The organism is Rhodobacter sp. JA431, from assembly GCF_900217725.1.
Lineage (GTDB): Bacteria > Pseudomonadota > Alphaproteobacteria > Rhodobacterales > Rhodobacteraceae > Rhodobacter > Rhodobacter aestuarii.
In genome coordinates this window covers 43,203-60,190 of sequence record NZ_OBMP01000012.1, presented here as the reverse complement: position 1 = coordinate 60,190, position 16,988 = coordinate 43,203, and the positions used below count along the sequence as shown (strand labels likewise).

General features: G+C 56.7%; 16 protein-coding genes. 6 read left to right on the top strand and 10 right to left on the bottom strand.

Annotated elements, in window-relative coordinates; all coding sequences use genetic code 11:
* The 4 genes from CRO18_RS19190 to CRO18_RS17620 all read left to right on the top strand — a co-directional run.
* On the top strand, positions 1-1,080 hold a 1,080-nt coding region (locus CRO18_RS19190), incomplete at its 5' end, for a type VI secretion system Vgr family protein (protein ID WP_143128679.1).
* Entirely contained in the window at positions 1,080-1,943 is an 864-nt protein-coding gene (locus CRO18_RS17630; protein ID WP_097083099.1) for a hypothetical protein, read from the top strand. The genes CRO18_RS19190 and CRO18_RS17630, both read left to right, overlap by 1 nt.
* A gap of 235 nt (positions 1,944-2,178) precedes the next feature.
* On the top strand, positions 2,179-2,775 hold the full coding sequence (locus CRO18_RS17625; protein ID WP_170952727.1) for a hypothetical protein: 597 nt from the start codon (positions 2,179-2,181) through the stop codon (positions 2,773-2,775).
* Between the two features lie 87 nt (positions 2,776-2,862).
* Positions 2,863-3,162 (top strand): PAAR domain-containing protein, encoded by a 300-nt coding sequence (locus tag CRO18_RS17620; RefSeq protein ID WP_097083097.1) that lies wholly within the window; start codon positions 2,863-2,865, stop codon positions 3,160-3,162.
* Between the two features lie 100 nt (positions 3,163-3,262).
* On the opposite strand, the gene CRO18_RS17615 is transcribed toward CRO18_RS17620, so the two are convergent.
* The 4 genes from CRO18_RS17615 to CRO18_RS18930 all read right to left on the bottom strand — a co-directional run bounded on the left by CRO18_RS17615 (position 3,263) and on the right by CRO18_RS18930 (position 8,179).
* A complete protein-coding gene (locus CRO18_RS17615) occupies positions 3,263-4,192 on the bottom strand; it encodes a hypothetical protein (RefSeq protein WP_143128678.1) in 930 nt (309 codons plus the stop codon).
* Positions 4,193-4,208: 16 nt separating this feature from the next.
* Positions 4,209-5,780 (bottom strand): ankyrin repeat domain-containing protein, encoded by a 1,572-nt coding sequence (locus CRO18_RS17610; RefSeq protein ID WP_170952726.1) that lies wholly within the window; start codon positions 5,778-5,780, stop codon positions 4,209-4,211.
* A 350-nt stretch (positions 5,781-6,130) separates the two neighbouring features.
* Complete coding sequence (locus CRO18_RS17605) at positions 6,131-7,549, bottom strand: toprim domain-containing protein (protein WP_097083094.1); 1,419 nt, start codon at positions 7,547-7,549, stop codon at positions 6,131-6,133.
* A 459-nt stretch (positions 7,550-8,008) separates the two neighbouring features.
* Positions 8,009-8,179 carry a hypothetical protein gene (locus CRO18_RS18930; RefSeq protein ID WP_170952725.1) on the bottom strand — a complete coding sequence of 57 codons (171 nt, stop codon included), beginning with the start codon at positions 8,177-8,179 and terminating at the stop codon, positions 8,009-8,011.
* A gap of 84 nt (positions 8,180-8,263) precedes the next feature.
* Between CRO18_RS18930 and CRO18_RS17600 the strand changes: the two genes are divergently transcribed.
* Positions 8,264-8,752 carry a hypothetical protein gene (locus tag CRO18_RS17600; protein WP_212710184.1) on the top strand — a complete coding sequence of 163 codons (489 nt, stop codon included), beginning with the start codon at positions 8,264-8,266 and terminating at the stop codon, positions 8,750-8,752.
* A 427-nt stretch (positions 8,753-9,179) separates the two neighbouring features.
* On the opposite strand, the gene CRO18_RS17595 is transcribed toward CRO18_RS17600, so the two are convergent.
* The 4 genes from CRO18_RS17595 to CRO18_RS17580 all read right to left on the bottom strand — a co-directional run bounded on the left by CRO18_RS17595 (position 9,180) and on the right by CRO18_RS17580 (position 14,820).
* Entirely contained in the window at positions 9,180-11,387 is a 2,208-nt protein-coding gene (locus CRO18_RS17595) for a DEAD/DEAH box helicase (protein ID WP_283234905.1), read from the bottom strand.
* A gap of 421 nt (positions 11,388-11,808) precedes the next feature.
* Entirely contained in the window at positions 11,809-12,795 is a 987-nt protein-coding gene (locus CRO18_RS17590) for a hypothetical protein (RefSeq protein WP_097083091.1), read from the bottom strand.
* Positions 12,796-13,891: 1,096 nt separating this feature from the next.
* On the bottom strand, positions 13,892-14,206 hold the full coding sequence (locus tag CRO18_RS17585) for a DUF1992 domain-containing protein (RefSeq protein ID WP_097083090.1): 315 nt from the start codon (positions 14,204-14,206) through the stop codon (positions 13,892-13,894).
* Positions 14,203-14,820 carry a TetR/AcrR family transcriptional regulator gene (locus CRO18_RS17580; protein ID WP_097083089.1) on the bottom strand — a complete coding sequence of 206 codons (618 nt, stop codon included), beginning with the start codon at positions 14,818-14,820 and terminating at the stop codon, positions 14,203-14,205. Before CRO18_RS17580 ends, CRO18_RS17585 begins: the two co-directional genes overlap by 4 nt.
* 581 nt (positions 14,821-15,401) lie before the next feature.
* On the opposite strand from CRO18_RS17580, the gene CRO18_RS18695 reads away from it, so the two are divergent.
* Positions 15,402-15,509, top strand: a complete 108-nt coding sequence (locus CRO18_RS18695; RefSeq protein WP_143128677.1) for a type I restriction-modification system subunit M N-terminal domain-containing protein — start codon at positions 15,402-15,404, stop codon at positions 15,507-15,509.
* 25 nt (positions 15,510-15,534) lie between these two features.
* Here the strand turns inward: CRO18_RS18695 and CRO18_RS17575 are convergent, their stop codons facing one another.
* Entirely contained in the window at positions 15,535-16,581 is a 1,047-nt protein-coding gene (locus tag CRO18_RS17575) for a methyl-accepting chemotaxis protein (RefSeq protein WP_097083088.1), read from the bottom strand.
* A 35-nt stretch (positions 16,582-16,616) separates the two neighbouring features.
* Positions 16,617-16,988 carry a response regulator gene (locus tag CRO18_RS17570; RefSeq protein WP_097083087.1) on the bottom strand — a complete coding sequence of 124 codons (372 nt, stop codon included), beginning with the start codon at positions 16,986-16,988 and terminating at the stop codon, positions 16,617-16,619.

Below are 16,988 nucleotides of genomic sequence, written 5' to 3'. Positions count from 1 at the left end.
GGCGATGGTTTCGCCTATTCTGGGCAATATGTGTTGATGCCCTCTAGTGCGCCGATGCTGCCCGAACTCAAAACCACCCGCGCCGATGTGCGCGGTCCGCAAACAGCGAAGGTGGTGGGCGAAGGCGAGATTGATTGCGACGAATATGGCCGGATCTTGGTGCAATTCCATTGGGACACCGAGGCGGCTTACTCGATGCGCTGTCGGGTCAGCCAAAACTGGGCGGGCGCGGGCTGGGGCGGCATGGTGATCCCGCGTATCGGCATGGAAGTTTTGGTCGATTTCTTGGATGGCGATCCCGATCAGCCCTTGGTGACGGGATGCGTTTATAATGGGGCGAATGGCGTGCCCTATGAGTTACCTGCGCATAAGACCCGCTCCACCTTCCGCACCAACACTCATCAGGGCCGCGGCTTCAACGAAGTGCGCTTTGAGGACAAGGCAGGCTCGGAGGAGATTTTCATTCATGCGCAAAAGGACCGCAATGAGAAGACGCTGAACAACCACACCGAACGAATAGACAATAATTGGGTGCAGTCCATCGGAAACGACAAGGCAATTGCGGTCGAGAACGATCACGATGAATGTATTGGCGGCAATATGTCCATATTCGTCGGAGCCTCGGGTATTTCATCATTAGTTGCAGACAATCTTGCACAATACAGCCAAGGAATCGGGGCGCTCGCACAAAAAACGAGCGCGGGGAAGGTTGCTGGCCTTGGCCGTGGAAATCTGATCATCTCTACTGAGGCGAACAGAATAGACGCTGCGGGTATGAGCAGTACAGATATAGCTGGAGTTTCCAAGACGATCTTGAGTGGTGGTCGCTTGCAAATTGAGGCTGGTAGCCTATTGGATTTGCACGCGGGAAAGTTAGTCGATGTCGATAGTGCAGGCACGATTTCATTATCCGGATCGGAGAAGATAGCCGTAACCTGCGGTCTTTCAAGGCTAGTGATGGAGCCGGATGGGAAAATTCATTTGCACGGCGATATCGTCAATTTTAGCGCGAATGACACAATGCAAATCACCGCAGGAAACAGTCTGGTCATCAAGGCTGGAAGAGTGGATATAAACTGATGACAACCGGGATTACATATGCAGGAGAGCTTGGCAGAGTAGGCTTGGAGACTTCGCCGCAGGAAGCCGTCGAGATAATTTGCACTGATCCACGTTTTGTAGAGAAAGCTGCAGCCAAGAAACCAAACCTGATTGTCCGGCTGTTCAATGGAGCCGTCAGCTTTCCACGGGACTGGTGGTATGGTGCGACATTCATTGCAACACGTGTGAATATTTTCGACACCGATGGCCGGATGGCAACCGATGCGACATACAACAAGTTGTTCGAAATCGGGAAATTGATCTATGAAAACCCTGTGTTTGTTCTTCGCGTTTCCAGATTGCTCGTCGGCCACCTCGTTCACTATCCGGAGTTTTATGGTCGTGCCGGCGCTACGGTTGCGACAAGTTTACTTACCACTGCCTTGATGTCCTACGCGGGAATCGGAAATTATACGCCTGTCGTCGGCTTGATAAACCTGATTTTGACCGGCGTCGGCGCTGCGGCACGCGCCATCGATCAGGGCGCGAGCACGCTGGCTGAGATTATCGTGGCTGTTGCTCTTGGAGAATCCGATCCAGCATTGGCAGCGAAGGTGTCGCAGAAAATTCTAGAAACCTCTCCATCCGATGGGAATTATGATATTCCGGACGAACAGGAAAAACGTCTTCTTTATATTTTGGATGGGGTGATGCACTGCCTGAAAAATCCTGCTCAGTATATCAATAGAGGCGAAGAACGAAAGACCAACTGGGTTCCCGTCGGCCAAGTGTCATCCGCGCGTCCACGTGGCGTTATAGGGTTGATTCGATCAGGTTATGAAACCAATGCGCTTGATGCTCTTAGTGAGGACGCGCTGATGCCGGGAGGCGTGAGGCCATGAGCAAATCGCGACCACGACTTGATTTTCCGCGTATTCTGGTTAATTCCACGATACTGACGATTTCAGGCTACTTAGGATTCCCGGCCGCCATCATCATATCCAATCCTTTGAAGTTCTTGACCTCAAACGACGATCTTTTGTTGGTTTTATTCTTGGGGGCGTGGCTCTTTTCAGGGCTAGCGCTGTATTGGGCTCTTTCGTCGCTGTTTTGGTTCCTTTGGCGCCTTTTGAAATCATGGATTTGAAAAATTCATCGCACAATTTTTATGAAGCGGGATGCTATACGCTGCCTGAAGGGAACAACCTTCCTTATATTTGGGTATCGCTTCACGCGAATGCCGAAATGGCCCTGCTTTCCGAGACCGATCGTTGGGCGAGCAATGATGTCAGACGTTTCGACGACCAGATATCGTTCTTGTGCCGAAGCCTGAAAACGGTTTCAGCCGCTCGGTGGATCGCGCTTTGTGATGCGGCAGGTTGGACTGTCTTCGGAGCGGTTGCGCTGTCGTGGTGCAAGGATGGGCGGCTAGATCAAGTCTGGTCGGGCTGGCTAGCTTGCGGATTTCCGCTTGATCCAAACCCGGCATGCGAGCGCCCGCTCACCTATCTGAACCCAGCCCTGATACCGCAGGCGGACAGTCTGTCCGAGATTGTCGCTTGGGTGCAAAAGCAGGAATATCGGCGTCAGGAGGTCTTTGATCTGGCGTGCAAAGCGCTGATTTCATGCCGACAGCAAGGGCTTGTCCATGACCTAGACGCGACAGTTATGGCGCATGCTCCGCCCGCTGTGGCGACATTTTTGAACGCAAAAAGGCCGTTGTCTTCGACCTGAGTGCGCAAGGCAACTACCCCTTTCTTGACTTTTACTCCGAGGTCGGCTGTCGCAACCGCTCCAGCCTTCGAAAAGAAAGAAAACCGTATGCCTCCCGCAACCCGCCTTGGTGACACCGGCTCCGGCCATGGTTGTCACTTTCCGCCGACCCCTGCCATCGGGGCTTCGGGCAATGTCTTCGTCAACGGCATCGGCGCGGTGCGACAGGGCGATGCCTACGCCCCCCACGCCTGCGACGTCTGCCCCGCGCCCCCACATCCGCGCAGCCTCTCGGGCGGCTCTGGCACGGTCTTCATCAACGGCAGACCGGCGGGGCGCGTGGACGACGCGATCGGCTGCGGCGGTTCGGCTGCAGCGGGTTCCGGCGATGTTTTCTTCGGGGGGTGAAAGCCAGTAGGGATCTTTGCTGTGAGGTGCGTTAATGGCGGCCTCGACGGAAGCACTGCGGGGCGTGACTGGCCGCTTTGGGCCGACCATGCCTCTTCTTTCAACGAATTTCTGGAAGCTTCACTGCGGCGCGCGGAGCGAGTAATGGTCCATCGGAAATGTCGGGGATTGCCGTTCCATAGGCCGCGCAACTTGGTGGGTCGAGTTCGTTCCGCGCGATCCGATCGGCGACACATACCGCGTAGCCTTTGTCGCGCCCGGTGAAGGCGGTAACGAGGTCGTCGTAACTCATAAGGCAGACCTGTTCATCGACACCGGCGGGAGTGTCCATGCCGCGCAGCGCAGCGTCCATCGCGGTTAGTCCGCGCATCTGTTCACAAGCGTCATTCACATCATATGCCATCGCGCCAAGCACCACCGCAGTCCCGATAAAGGGCACACCTTGCGCGACCTCACTTGCGGCATTGCGCCGGATCGCCCGCGTCGCGCGCGCCTTTAGCCCCTCGATGGTGCGTATCGCTTGTCCCCGGCGAAGATCGAGCGCCTCCAATTCTGACCTTACGGCCAGTTTTTCGGCCTCGGCCGCAGTCAGCGCCGCTTTCGCACTGGCGGCCTCCCGCACCGCCACGCTTTTTTCCAGCCGTGCGGCATCCCTGTCCGCAATCGCAACGCTCGCCTTTTGCTCGGCGACGACGACCTCGTGTCGCGCGACCTCGAGATCGGTCAAGGCGGTGGTCAATTGTCGCCGCGTCGCGGCAGTCTCGGCCTTGGCCATTTCGCGCTCGGCGACCGCGCGGTCCGCCGTGCCCAGGGCGGCCTTGCGGTCCGCCTCGATCTCCACCCGGCTCTTGGGAAGGCTCTGGCCCATCCCTTCGGACAGGGTGGACAGCGCGATGCGAAGCGTATTCGTCAGCGCATCCGACACCGAGCTGGAAACGAGCGTCGCGAAATTCAACCCGAGCAGCGCAATGATGACCGCCGCGGCCATCAGGTTGCGCAGCACCCATCGGGTCATCGCAGCGATATGCATCAAGATCCACCGCATCTCAGGGGCATTTCTTCTTGAAGATCGCCAGCGGAGAGAGCGTCTGACCGCTCTGGTCATCGGCGCCGATCTTCATCAGGGCCTCGTTTGCCAGCAAACTCGCCTCCACCGTCGTGCCACTCGGCGTCGGCTTGCAGGGATTTTCGGACTGGTTCAGGAGCATTTCAAAAAGGTCGGGATCACTGATGTTGGCAGCGCCATATATCAGGGGCGTGTTTCCCATCTTGTCCGGAGCGTCCACGGAAAATCCGTAGAACAAGAGATTCGCAAGGGTGTCGAAATCCGGATTTCGTGCCAGCGCCATGTGAAGAACGGTTTGCCCATTGTCGTCGGATATCTGCTTCACTGGGTGAGACCCCAGTAGTTGGCGTGGCAAATCCAGAACACCTTGCTGAGAATATTGCGCTTCGAGCATCATCAGCGCGATATATGGATCCGGCTTCAAAGCGGCCAAATGCAGTGGCGTGCGCCCGGCGGAGGAGTCATCGCCGTGTTTCGTGCCGGTTTGCATCGTCGTATCCGCGCCGAAGGCGAGAAGGTAAAGAATGATGGCCTCGCGTTCATCGTCATCCCGTTTCGCCGCAAGGTGGAGCGCAGAGATGCCGCGTTTTTGGCGAAGCCAGTTGGTTTCTTCGGCGATCAGGGCATTGGGTTCGGCAACCCAAGCCAGAAGATGCAAGACGGTGTCTGCGACGGGCGCGTTTTGAGCCGCGGTCTGTAGCGGGGTAAACCCTTCAGAATTGTGACGTTTCAACTCTGCACCGGGATCCGTGGCGACGGATAGGATGTAATCGACGATCCAAGGATCATTGGCATTGGCCGCGGCGAGATGAAGGAGCGAGTTTCCGTTCGAATCCACGCTGTCGAAGTTGGTCGCGCGCGTCACACATGCAACGACCTTGCTTTCAGAGGCCTGTGCAAAGAAGTCTTTCGTCAACAGGCGCGAACAATCTGCTCCCTCTGCCGGATCTTCTGCACCGATCTGCGCCCGGTAGACTTCGGGCCACTTGCCGTCCGCAAACAAAACAGCATTTCCCATCGTCCCGGGTTTCGCAAGCGCTACATCGATCGGCAGACGATTGTATTGGTCCGAGAAAGATTCCTCCCCGATCGCCCGAAGCGCTGCGATGATTTCAAGCTCGTCCTCGCGAGCGGCGGCGACGTGAAGAGGCGTGGTTCCCATGTCCAGCCATCCCCCCTTGCCGCCAACCTCTTCAAAGAAACTGACGCCATGTTTTGCCAGAACGAAAATCATGCCAGGGTCCTGCGCGTCGCGCGCCGCGATGTGACCGAGGCTCCAGCCTTGCGAGTCTTTCGCTTCCAGAACCTGCCGCAGGTCGTCCTCGGGCAAAGCGGCAAGGATATCGTCGAGGACCACGGGCGCGATGTTCGCTCCCACAGCCTTCATGATCAGATTACGCCCGGTTGCATCGATCGCACTGACCTTCTGAGGTTCCGCCGACACACAGGTCCAGATTTGATCTCTGGAATGGCTTTCAAGCCAGTCGCGGCTGGCGAAATGGGCGCAGTCTTCCTGCGCGAGTGCCGTCGATGTGCCCGCCAGCAAAGCCATCAAAAGAAACGAAATGCGCAATTTTCCCTCGTTTGGCCAAGAGCGATCTCCGGCACGCCGAAGACGATGCGATGGGATGGGATCCCAATTTGAACGATACGACAGACTTGCATCACTGTGTTGAATTGTCGCGCGAAAGGTCCACGGCCGAACGGACGTGATGTCGCAGTCGGCAGCGGCATAATGACGGGCGGCTTCCCGCTCTCGCGTGGTCGCCAAGCCTTATTCCGCAGTCGGCGCAAGGGTGGTCCGTTCAGGGCTGCTCGAGCCCTCGCTGCGGCACGTTCGAGCGACCGCTTCGGCGAGCAGCACCGAGCGAGTTGTTTGGCCGCTCAGGGCCGCACGCGCCCTCAGCTCCAACCGGGCTCGCAGTCGTCGCCAGGCATTTGCGGTCTTGGCGTCTCGTCAGTCTTCTCGCGCGTCTCGGCCTCCATCATTTCCCGGGCGGCACGGGGCTCGGTCGTCGCATATTTTCTTGCGTTCAGCACGTCGAGCCAGTCCTTGCAGTCCACATCTGCCCCCGACACCCGGCTTGGCGGCGACAACCGCACTGCCCCTTTCACTATCTCGGCAAGCGTCGCATGCATGGCCTCACCCGCGCGGTCATTATCGAAGCCTCCAAGCGTTTCCCGACCAGCGGCAAGCCGCACCAAGGCGCGCTCCGTCTCGGGGCCGAAGCCGCCCCCGGTCGACACGTAAATCGTGTCATGACGGTTCTCGATCTCCGCCAGTGCCAGCGCATCAAGCCCGCCTTCGAGGACGACCATCCGGCGAGACATGCTTGGGTCGCCCAAGATGCAGATTGACTTGCGCCCGCCTTTTGCAAATCGAGCCTTGTTCTTTTCCCCATCGCGCTCCCAACGCTGCTCGAAGCCCTGAATGTGCCCCGTTGCCAGGTTTCGATGCGCGAAATAGATGCCGCCGAATGCCCCGCAGCGCAGGGCGTCGGCGAAGCGATGCAGGGTCGCTTCCGATATTCCACGCTTTTCCGCATAGGTCGTGTTCTGGCCGACGAGGCCCGCAGCTTCCCAGCGGCGCCGAACCTCGGTGTGATCGGGCGGTGCCGGAGATCTGCCCGTCGGTGCGGCCTCGACCATGACAGGCGCGGTGCCCGCGAGATCCCGCAGCGCCGCCCGCGCGTGGCCCAGTGTCCGACCCGGATTGTCCCGCAGCCACAAATCGAAGATGGTGCCGCTGTCGCCCGTCTTGTTCGACACCCAGAGCCAGCGTCCATCCGGCTTCAACGAGCATTTGATCGTGTCGCCGCCGCGCTGATAGATGCGGAAGGCGCGGCCCTCCTTGTCCGAACTGTCGCGATGCGTCCGCGACACGTCCGCCCATCCCCCGGCTGCCGCGATTACGGCGATATCGAGCCGTTTGAGATGTTCCAGTTCTTCGCGATCATTGTCACGAACGGTTTTTCGGATGTTCCTGATCTTGGCGAGAGCGTGACGCGCCGCATCCGGGGCTGGTTGTGGTTTGGGCACATGCCGCGCATCCTGCAGGGGAGACGGTTCGCGATCGCGCCGGCCGTCCATGGCGCGTTTCTCGGCCGCGAACTTTGTCCGAAATTGGCTGTTTCGCTGCAGCGCGTCCTCGCGCTCCGTCATCTCTTCGAGATGCGCTTTCTGTGCCGCATGTTCTGCGGCTTCAAGGCGCCGCTTCTGCCGCTGTGAGTTGAAGATCCGGTCGGCCTCGGCTTGGATATGGGCGGGAACCCCTGTTAGGTAGCTCTTTAGCTGCTTGGTTTTTCCACGGACCTGCGCCACGCCTCCTTTCGGTTGCGGTGCTGCGCAGACAGACCCAAAAGATCGAAATCCGCGCCATCAGCATCGAAATACCTCCACCTCTTACGATCGTGTTTGGCCTGATTTCGATTTCTGGGTGCCGTTTCCTGCGGTCCGTTTCGTAAGGGAATGACAGCCCAAAGTTACTTTTCTGAGGGGGCTTCGGGGTGCATTTTGGGGCCGAAAAAGTGTTTTCGGTGATTTTTGTCAACCTGACGGCTCGAAACCCCTTATTTTATTGGGTTTTGTGGTTGCGCAAGGTTGCTTTTTTCGGGCCTCGCGCCCAAAATGCAACCCCTTTTGGGGTATTTTGTTACGGCTTTGTTATCGTTTTGCCCAAAAACGCAACCAAAAGGCAACCAGAATGCAACCCAAACGCAACCCTCTGCGGGCTGCGTGATTGGGGCTTAGGCGATGAGAGCCTAGGCGATCTCATAGCCCTTAGTTTATCGAGAAAAGCCATACGCTTTGGTGGCGCTTGGGGTTGTCTGCCTTCCTGTGCAAGCAATACAGAGGCGCGCGCGACCCTATTCGGGCTTTCAGCCCCGCTTCAGGTTGTTGCAACGCGGCCAGCCAAAGCAGCCATTCGACGACTTCCAGCTTTTCAGTCATTTATAACCTTGGCTTGCGGCCAAGCGTAGGCTGAGGGAGGGTAACAAGGAGAACCTCCGGAGATTTACGATGCCTTCTGCTACAATGCTGCTAGGTGCAGCCGGTGAGCACTACGTCATGTGCCAGTTTCTGCGGCGCGGCTTGATCGCCGCACTGGCCCCAGTCGGGGTCCCAAACGCCGACCTCATTGTCACCGACGATATTGGTGAAAAGCTATGCGCAATCCAAGTTAAGACGAGAGTTGACAAGGGCAGCGATGGTGGCTGGCACATGAGCAAGAAACACGAAGACATTGTGTCGGAGAACCTTCTTTATGCCTTCATCGACTTCGGGGGCTCGCTGGTTGACCCGCCCGAGTGCTTCATCGTGCCAAGCGCTGAGGTTGCCGCCGCCGTAAAGGAGTCCCACGCTCTTTGGCTCGCGACACCTGGTAAACGCGGGCAACAACGAAACGACAGCAATATGAGACGTTTCTTGCCTGACTACAGCAAGGTCGGACTAGACATTGGCCGCACTCAAGGCTGGCTCGATCCCTATCGAGAGGCATGGCATTTGGCAGAGGCTCACAGTTAGCGAGTTCAGAACGGCCCAAACCAGACCTTCGCCGGGAGCACGATACGCCGACACTGCAGCCCGTCATTGCGGACATGCAATGCTGGCCAAAGTGAGCGCTCGCTGGGGCCGAGCAATGGGCCATCAACTACTTGGTGCTGTGGCGCTCGAGGACATCATAGGCAATCTGGCCTTCGAGACGTTCCCGCAGGCGTGCCATTGAAAGACCTTCCTCATCAAGAACCCTTTCTGCTTCAGCGCGCCAAATCATATCGCCGGCGCCCGGGAGGGAGCTCTTCAATCGGCGCAAAGTGGCTAAAGCCTCTTGAGCCCAGTTCCTGAAGTCTTCCAAGTCCCAGAAGGCGACCGACCTTAGGTGGGGGAAAGCACCATCACCTGCTTTACTTACAGGGGACACGATTACCGCGAGGATATCGCATTCACTTGCCTAATCGACGTTGTCCCGAAGCCACGCTGGGTGCCCATTGGCCTGCCTCGCCTTTACCGCTCCAAACACTGTTCCACTCTCGCCATCGGCATGATCTTCAAACACAATGCCTTTAGACTTGCCAATCCACCATGGATCAGGAGCTGCATCTGACTCGTTGTTATCCGCAGTGAAACCGAGCAGCCGCCCCAACTCGACCTGAGAGCTTTCAAAGGTTTTCGCCTCTTGCAAACCCTCGAGTATCTTTTTCTCGGTCCTTACAAATTTTCTATCGTTCGAAGTTCCCATTCGAACAAGCGTAGCTTCAATCTGTTCAACCTGATCCTGAAGGTTTTCATCAATATCCAAGACCTCAGGGTCTTTCTTATCCTTAGGAAGCAAAGAAGATGCCCAAGGCAGGTTCTTGGCCGCCTTCATCGCCTGATTGTATTGCTCTTGGGCAACCTTTTCCATCATGGAGTTTCCGTCTTGGCCAGAAAGCAGCGCCGCCGACCCTGCAAGATAGTGCCACAAAGCACGATATCCTCTCAACTCTGGATCTTCCAATGCTGCCAGCACTCGCTTCGCATTCTCAAGTGCGGCGGGATAATCTGATTTCCACAAAGCCTTTTGGTAAGCTATTTCAAACGGCACCGCCCGTTCGAGATCTTCAGTCGCGGGGAATGGGCTTCTGGCTTTTGCTTTCGTGAGCTGCCGTATATCATCTTCGATTTCTCCCCACAGCCCATCATCATCATGCTCCCAGAATGCGTCAAATTTTGCAAGAAACTCATCCAATTCGACGTCGATTGACTCCTCCACTCCGAACTCAATTTCGGCTTGGAATTCTGGGTAAAGAAACTCGCGCCTATCCACCGCAGAAAGGTAATCCTGTAGCTCTCCACCGCTCACGACGACAGCGGAATAATCTTCGATGCTACGGGTGCAGCGGCCAATTGCCTGCAATACGCGAGTTTGAATGCGTGAGCTGAGTAGTAGCTCTGCTCCCATTTTCTTTTGAAGAAATCGCTCTTGATAGTTTGCTGCCTTAGGGAGTTCTTCAATAAACAAAAGTCGACATTCCTTCTTTGGAAAGTCAATTCCGTCATATCGGCCAGCAAGGATAGCCACAGCCTTATCTTTGTTAATAAATACTTCTTTTGAATCCTCGATATCATCAGAGCTGAAAACCGAATAGTCAAGGCCCTTTTTTACGGTTTCTTGAATTTTGTCTGCTACTTTCCCGCTGGGCGTAAGGACGACGGAACGACCTGCACGTTCCATCAGCTTGAGGCGCAGTTCGTCAATTTTTTCGGCATCCAAGGACATCCCCGGAAACATAAAGAACCGGCGACCCACGGCTTCGAGATCAAATCCAACTGGTGCTGGTAGTCTGTGAATCTTCTCGCGACCCGTAAGGCGCTCAAGATCCCCACCCTCCCCCGGTGTAGCAGACATGAAAAGCCGATGCTTGGCATTTTCGAATGCGGGAAATGACCACGTAGGTGGAATAATTGGACGTATGAGAATGCCGCCAAACCCAATATACATATGGCACGAATTCAGATTTTCTCGGATCATTTTCCAAGAGAAATGAAGTCCTATTTCTTCGACACTTTCATCAAGGACTTCGATCAGATCATCTTTCACCGCCAGCATTACTGGAGTTGGGATCTTGTCGACCCATCCGACGTCGGCGAAAGATGCCACGTCACCACACAGGATCGAGTAGTCGAGCTTGGCAATATGGGGCTTGAGTATACCGGCGACAGCCCTGAGAATGGGTTTGTGCGATTTCTCCCTGCCATCAATTTCCAATGACCACATTCCGCCAATATAGTTATCAGCGGTATGAGCGTCGTCTATAATGATGGTGTCAGCATCATGAAAAAACGGGTTGGTGTTAAACAGGCTATTGTAAGTCGTAATCGCTATCTTTTTGCCCTGACGATACTGAGCGGCGTCAGTGGGGGAATATTTCGATTTCTTCCCTACGAACTTAACTACGTCCAATCCAAACTTGTCAACGCACTGCTCGGCGGTTTGATGAACAAGTTGGCGCGTGGGGCAAAGGTAAACCACCTTTTCGTTTAGCTTGCGCCTCCGCCACTCTCCAATCATCACTCCTACAAGAGTTTTTCCACTACCTGTAGGCAACTGAAGGGCCACATCTGACTTATTAAGAGCGTCGACCATATATGACTCGATTATCGCTCTCTGGTGCGGCATCTCTGTCGAAAAGGCTCGCTTTGAGAGCGATCGAAATAACTCGATGGGATTTTCTGAAACCTCTTGCCTATGTCGCGTCCGCTTAAATACCACCCCAAACCCCCTTTCAATATTGCCCAAACACATCTACAGGTCGAATTCCGCAACATCAATACACCACCGCTTCCTGGGTTCAAGTGCTTGCTTTGACTGCGTCGATATCGTTGGATTGCGGCGAGCAACGGGGCATATTCAGTCGCAGCACTACGTCGAACCCACTTAGGTCGCGGCACTATGTGTTCGCTCCTCTCGTGTAGGCGATTTCTCCACAGCTGCACCGCAGCCGATCTCGAGAACAGCATCGAAGTCCTTAGCAGATTTCCAAGACGAAGCTCGAGCCGATCTGTGGCAGTGCAGAGCAGCGCCGCAAAACAGCAGTTATTCAACGGCAGCTTTGATCATTCCAATGCGGCTGGCCCGTGAGCGCAGAGAACGGCAGCTCGACACCTCTTGTGACTTTGCGGTCTTGCGAGAACGTTGGCAGTTTGAACTGAAAGTAGCGTTTTTGAAGCTTGCTTGGTCGGAGTATTTTTAACGAAGCAATGTCTGAAACGCCGATCGCGCCCAGTTCCCCGTCTTTCAGCGTCGCTTCAATCCTCACCCGCTGCCGGTCCTCTTCAAGCTGAACCGGGCCGGTTGTGGGGTGCTGCGTGTCGATCACCTTATCCATCAGGCGGATCATCACCGGGTCGGTTTTGGCGCCAAGATACATCGTGCCATCTATCGCGGGTGGCATGTGATCCTCCGGCACGAAGCCCAAGAGATCGGGTTCTTGCGCACGACCAGCGCGCACGAGCCTCTGAACCCCTTTCTTCCCCTTTGCGAAAACCGAGCGCGGGCGGCTCATCGTTGCTGCCCAGATGCTCCGGTCAGTCCAAATCGTGCGCTGCATCGCGCCCAAAAGAGTCGCACGCGCGTTATCAGCCGGTTCGGTGGGATAGGCGTCGACACTGATCTCCATGCCTGTCACGCGCGACTGCGATGCCTCTCCGAACGTATCTTGCAGCGCTTTATGGATCGCCGTGACCACCGCCATGCTTGGGGGTTCTTGCACCTTGATCCGGCATTCTGTGAAGACACCGCCCAATCCCTCGTCTGCGGGGGTGATATGGCTGTCCCGGTCGAGAAAACGCCGCAACACATCTTGCACATACCGGGCCTGCGTTTGCTTGGTGAAGTGCACCCGAAACTCTATCCAGTCAAAAACGGCGCGGAACCGATAGGCGCGGAGATCGAGTTCCGGCACCAATGCGACGCGGCCTTTCAACCGGTTTTGCGTATTGCGCAGCACCCGCAACTTGTGCCCCAGCAGCAAAGGCCGCGTGCGTGTTTTTGCGAAAGGAAGCGGGGCGTTGGTCGGCAATGTCATGCCGCCCTCGTAGCCAGATCCCGCAGCCGGTCGCAAGGGGCATCCGGCGTGACCGGTTCATCGGGTGCATTCTGTGCCGGTTCGCCGGGGAGTGGCAGCGAAGCGGGACCGATCGCCAGCGATCGTTGGGACTTTGCGATGGCCACCACTCAAGGCCCTCCCAGACTCACGCAGCGAGTCACTGGCTGCGTTTGTGGGTCCGTCTGGTAGGTGTGGTGCAAAAAGCCCCCCCCAGACTCACCAGTGACTCGCTCCGGAGCTCTGAGGAGCCATGCTCTGGGCGGGCGAGATCGAAGTCCTAGAAGGATGGCACAGCTGCGATGGGGGTGCAGCCGGTGCCAGCCGGTTGGGGGCGCTTATGTCCTCCACTCCCTTCAGCGCGATCACGGTGTTACGGGGCTGCCTCATGACGCAGTGCGCAGAAAGAAGATCTGTCAGCTATAGACGTCAGATCTGTGCCGTCAAAGGCTTGACCGACTGGCGGCCTTCAAACTGATCGGATTGATGACCCTTGGCGGTGGGCAGTGGTCTCGAACCACATTCTCTTTGGAAGAACAGAACGATTAGCAGTCGCCTCCGGTCCCTGACCGGTTTACCCACCCCGTGAGTTAGCGACTGTATGTCCGTTGCGTTTTCATCGCGGCATTGATGCCTTAGGGCGGCTTCGGTTGTCAACCGTCGTCGTTGCGTTGCTCTCTATGTGTGACGCAGTAACCTCGATCAGATACCGGTCGGTCGCTGCCGTGAACGAGAATGGCTTTAGGCGTTGCACCTTACGGCAAGCTGACGGGAAGCAGAGCGGCGCTTCAGGTCTAGGTCATCCTGGGCTGCGACAAAACGATATCAGAAACGAATCGACAGCCCCTCAGAAAGGAGATCGACATGCAGACTGTCATTGCCACAAAGCGCGCACCGTCGTGTGAGGTCATCATCGTCAAACAAGCGGATACGCCCTGTATCACCTGTGCTCTGGCGTGGTGTGACGCGCCTTGGTCATCGGGACGCACAGATTGCCCGGCGTGCATGGGGCGCTCCTAAGGCGCGGTTCACGCTGATGCCAGTTGCTGCGCCGCCGCGTGATCGGTTCGAACCCAAACTAACGATAAAAGCGCCGTCGTGCTTCTTGTTCAATGTCGAGCCGCAACTGGAGATCAGCAAGTTTCTTCATCGCTTGCTTGCGCCCCTCATCATCAGGGGCGGCGGCCAGAATGCGCGTCTGTTCCTCCACTGCTTTGCGTAACTGGATTTCACGCGGTAAGGCCCCGGCCTCGGCCATAATACGAAAACCAATGGCATCTGCGCTGCCATCACCAGCCATGCTCAAAGGCTTTCCGGCGCCTTTGAGGTCGTCAAGTTGCCCCTCGGCCTGTGCTTTCAGGATTTGGCGTTCGGCCATATCAGAAAATTTCATCGTAATTCTCCTTCGTTGTTCTGCATCGCCAGAAAACCACGTTCAATCTCATCGAAAACCGGCCAGAACATCGCCAGCCCATCAGGTCCGCGATGAGCAAAAGCCGTTAGCGCACCGGTGATAGCCAGCGCCGCCGGCTGCGGCACCAGATCGGCACGGAACACGCCCTGCGACCGCCCGATGGCAAGAACCTCGGCATAACGCTGACACCAGCCCTGCGCGAAGGTGTCGAGCATATCGGTAAGCTTCGGTTCGGTTGCTGCGATCTGCCGAAGCTGGGTATGGCAGGCCACCAGTTCCGGGTGATCGCGCAGGCTATCATGGTAAGCCTGTGCTTCCGCGCGAAGCTGCGCACGGGCAGGCCGTGCAGGATCGGGGGTGGGTGGCAGCAGCGCAAGGAAGCTGTCTCGCGTGGCCTCAGCCACGAGTGCGATCATCGCAGCTTTGGTCGGCACATGGAAATGTAGCGTGGAAATGTTGATGCCGACACGCGCAGCGACATCGCGGGTGCGGAGCGCTGCATATCCCCTTTCCAAGATAAGCGTCTGCGCTGCCTCAGCTATCATAGCCCGGCGTTCGCCTTTGCGGAGATAGGATTGCTTCTGGTCTCGCATGAATCAATCATATGATTGATTCATGGTTTTGCCAATGACAGCTTCATCTGCATCAGAGACATTCGGCACGGGGTTTTGCTGCGCCGTGCCATGGACGGCCGCTTCGGGGAAGCCGCTTTGCGGTATATGCATCACCCCGAAAAGCTGCAGAGGGCCGTGATCCGCGCGACTTCGGTGTTGATCTAGCGATCTGCGTTGTCCGGTAGAATCTCACGGCCCGGCTCGACGCTTCAAAGTAGAAAACATGCCCGCAGGGAAAGGCAGCGAAGCGGGATCGACGGCTGCGGATGATGCGGTTGTTCCGACTTTTTTCGGTTGCGAAACAGGTGCCAGAATTTCGATGCCATAGTGCCGGTTTTCGTTTGGAGGCCCTAGCGGCGCTTTAGGGCTTCGGATCAAGGGTAACATCAAACGAAATCGCGGGCAGGGCCATCGAAACTCCAAGCAACGCCGGTGTCTTAACGTTCCAGGTGGGTTGTGTGCTTCTGCCTCAGCACGATGCAACTGCTGTGGCGTGCGGGCAATTTCTGTTGCGTAGCGCCAGCCCACGGCGCATTTTGACGGCAAGTTTCGAGGGTTTCATGAGCAACAACGATATTAAAAGCTTGGGCAGCTTCGTTTGGTCCATCGCAGAACTGCTGCGCGGTGATTTCAAGCAATCAGAATACGGCAAGGTCATCCTGCCCTAACCGCACAACCTTAACGCCTAACCCCCTAAAACAACTCGAAACGTGGCAGATCGTCGGCGGGTTGGGTGGCCGCCTTACCCGTAACGCCTTGATGAACGTCGTGCTGGATCTTCATCACATAGGAATTGGCGATGCTCTCCATCAAGGCCCCAAGTTGAACATCCACGGTCGCATTGTCGGGTGCGGTTTGGGCGATGCCGCGCAACTGGCCGATGACATCAATGATCAATTCGATTTGTTGACGAATAATGTCCCCCGTCTGCGCCGAGGCCAAAGCCGAGCGGATTTCGTCTTCCAATTGCTCCCCGGCCTTGCGCGAGGCCGCATTGCGCTGGCGTTTGACATCAATGAGATCGGCATAGCTCGTCGACATGCCCGCCATTTTTTGGGCGACTTCGGAGAGCAGCGCACCTTGATCTGTCAGTTGATCTGCGAGTTTTGAACCAGAGGCATCCACAGCACTGCGCCCGGCCTCGAACCCATTCGCCTGCACTTCGGAGTGCATTTTTTCCACCAAGGGGCGCAGCCGTTCAGTGATAGCTTGGGTGTCGTTCGCCAAGCCCCGAATGCTCTGCGCGATCACCGAAAAGCCAAGCCCAGCCTCGCCCGCCCGCGCAGATTCAATTGAGGCGTTGACCGAAAGGATGCCGATTTCCTTGCTGATCCGGCCAATCCGCACCAACTCGCCCTGCATTTGTTCAATCGCTCCGGATATTGACTGCAACGCTTGATGCGAGGCGAGAATGTCGTTGCGCACCTGCGCCCCGAAGCCAATCGCGTCATGGAGCGCGCGGTCGAGCATCTGACGCTCTTCCTCTTGCCCTGCCGCCAACTTGTCGATGTCACCGAGCCGCTCGAGAAAAGCAGCAGTGCCCTGATTGGCCGCAAGAACCCGATCTTCGATCTGGCGCAAATGCGTCAGAAACCCCAGACTGGTGGCGTTCGTGTCATTCACCGCATTCCGAGCCAGCCCATTGAGCAAATCCAAAAGCGCGGGAAGATGGTTGGCCCAAGGGTTGGTCTCGGGGGTCAGCCCATATGGGTCATGCTCTGTTGCCAATACTCTACCCATCGCGTCTCGATCTCCGTAAATCCCGTCACCGCCGCTCAAGCTGCGGGTAGAAGTTGCGCGAGCGCCGCTTCAAGCTGTTTCGGGTCAACTGGTTTTACAAGCCAGCCCGTTGCGCCTGCGGCTTTCGCCTCGTCGCGCCGTTCGCGCTGGGACTCCGTGGTCAGCACCAACATCGGGGTAAAACGCAGCGGGCCCTTGCTGCGCAGCGCTGCAATCAGTTCAGCACCGTTCTTGCCCGGCATATGAAAATCGGTGATCACCAATTTCGGGGCCAATCCACCGGCCACCTTGGTCAGTGCCTCTTCAGCGCTATTGGCCCGGATCGCCCGATGGCCAAAGCGGCGCAGCAGGTCTTCCATACTCATCAACACGGTCGGGCTGTCATCTACGATCAGAATATCGGCCAT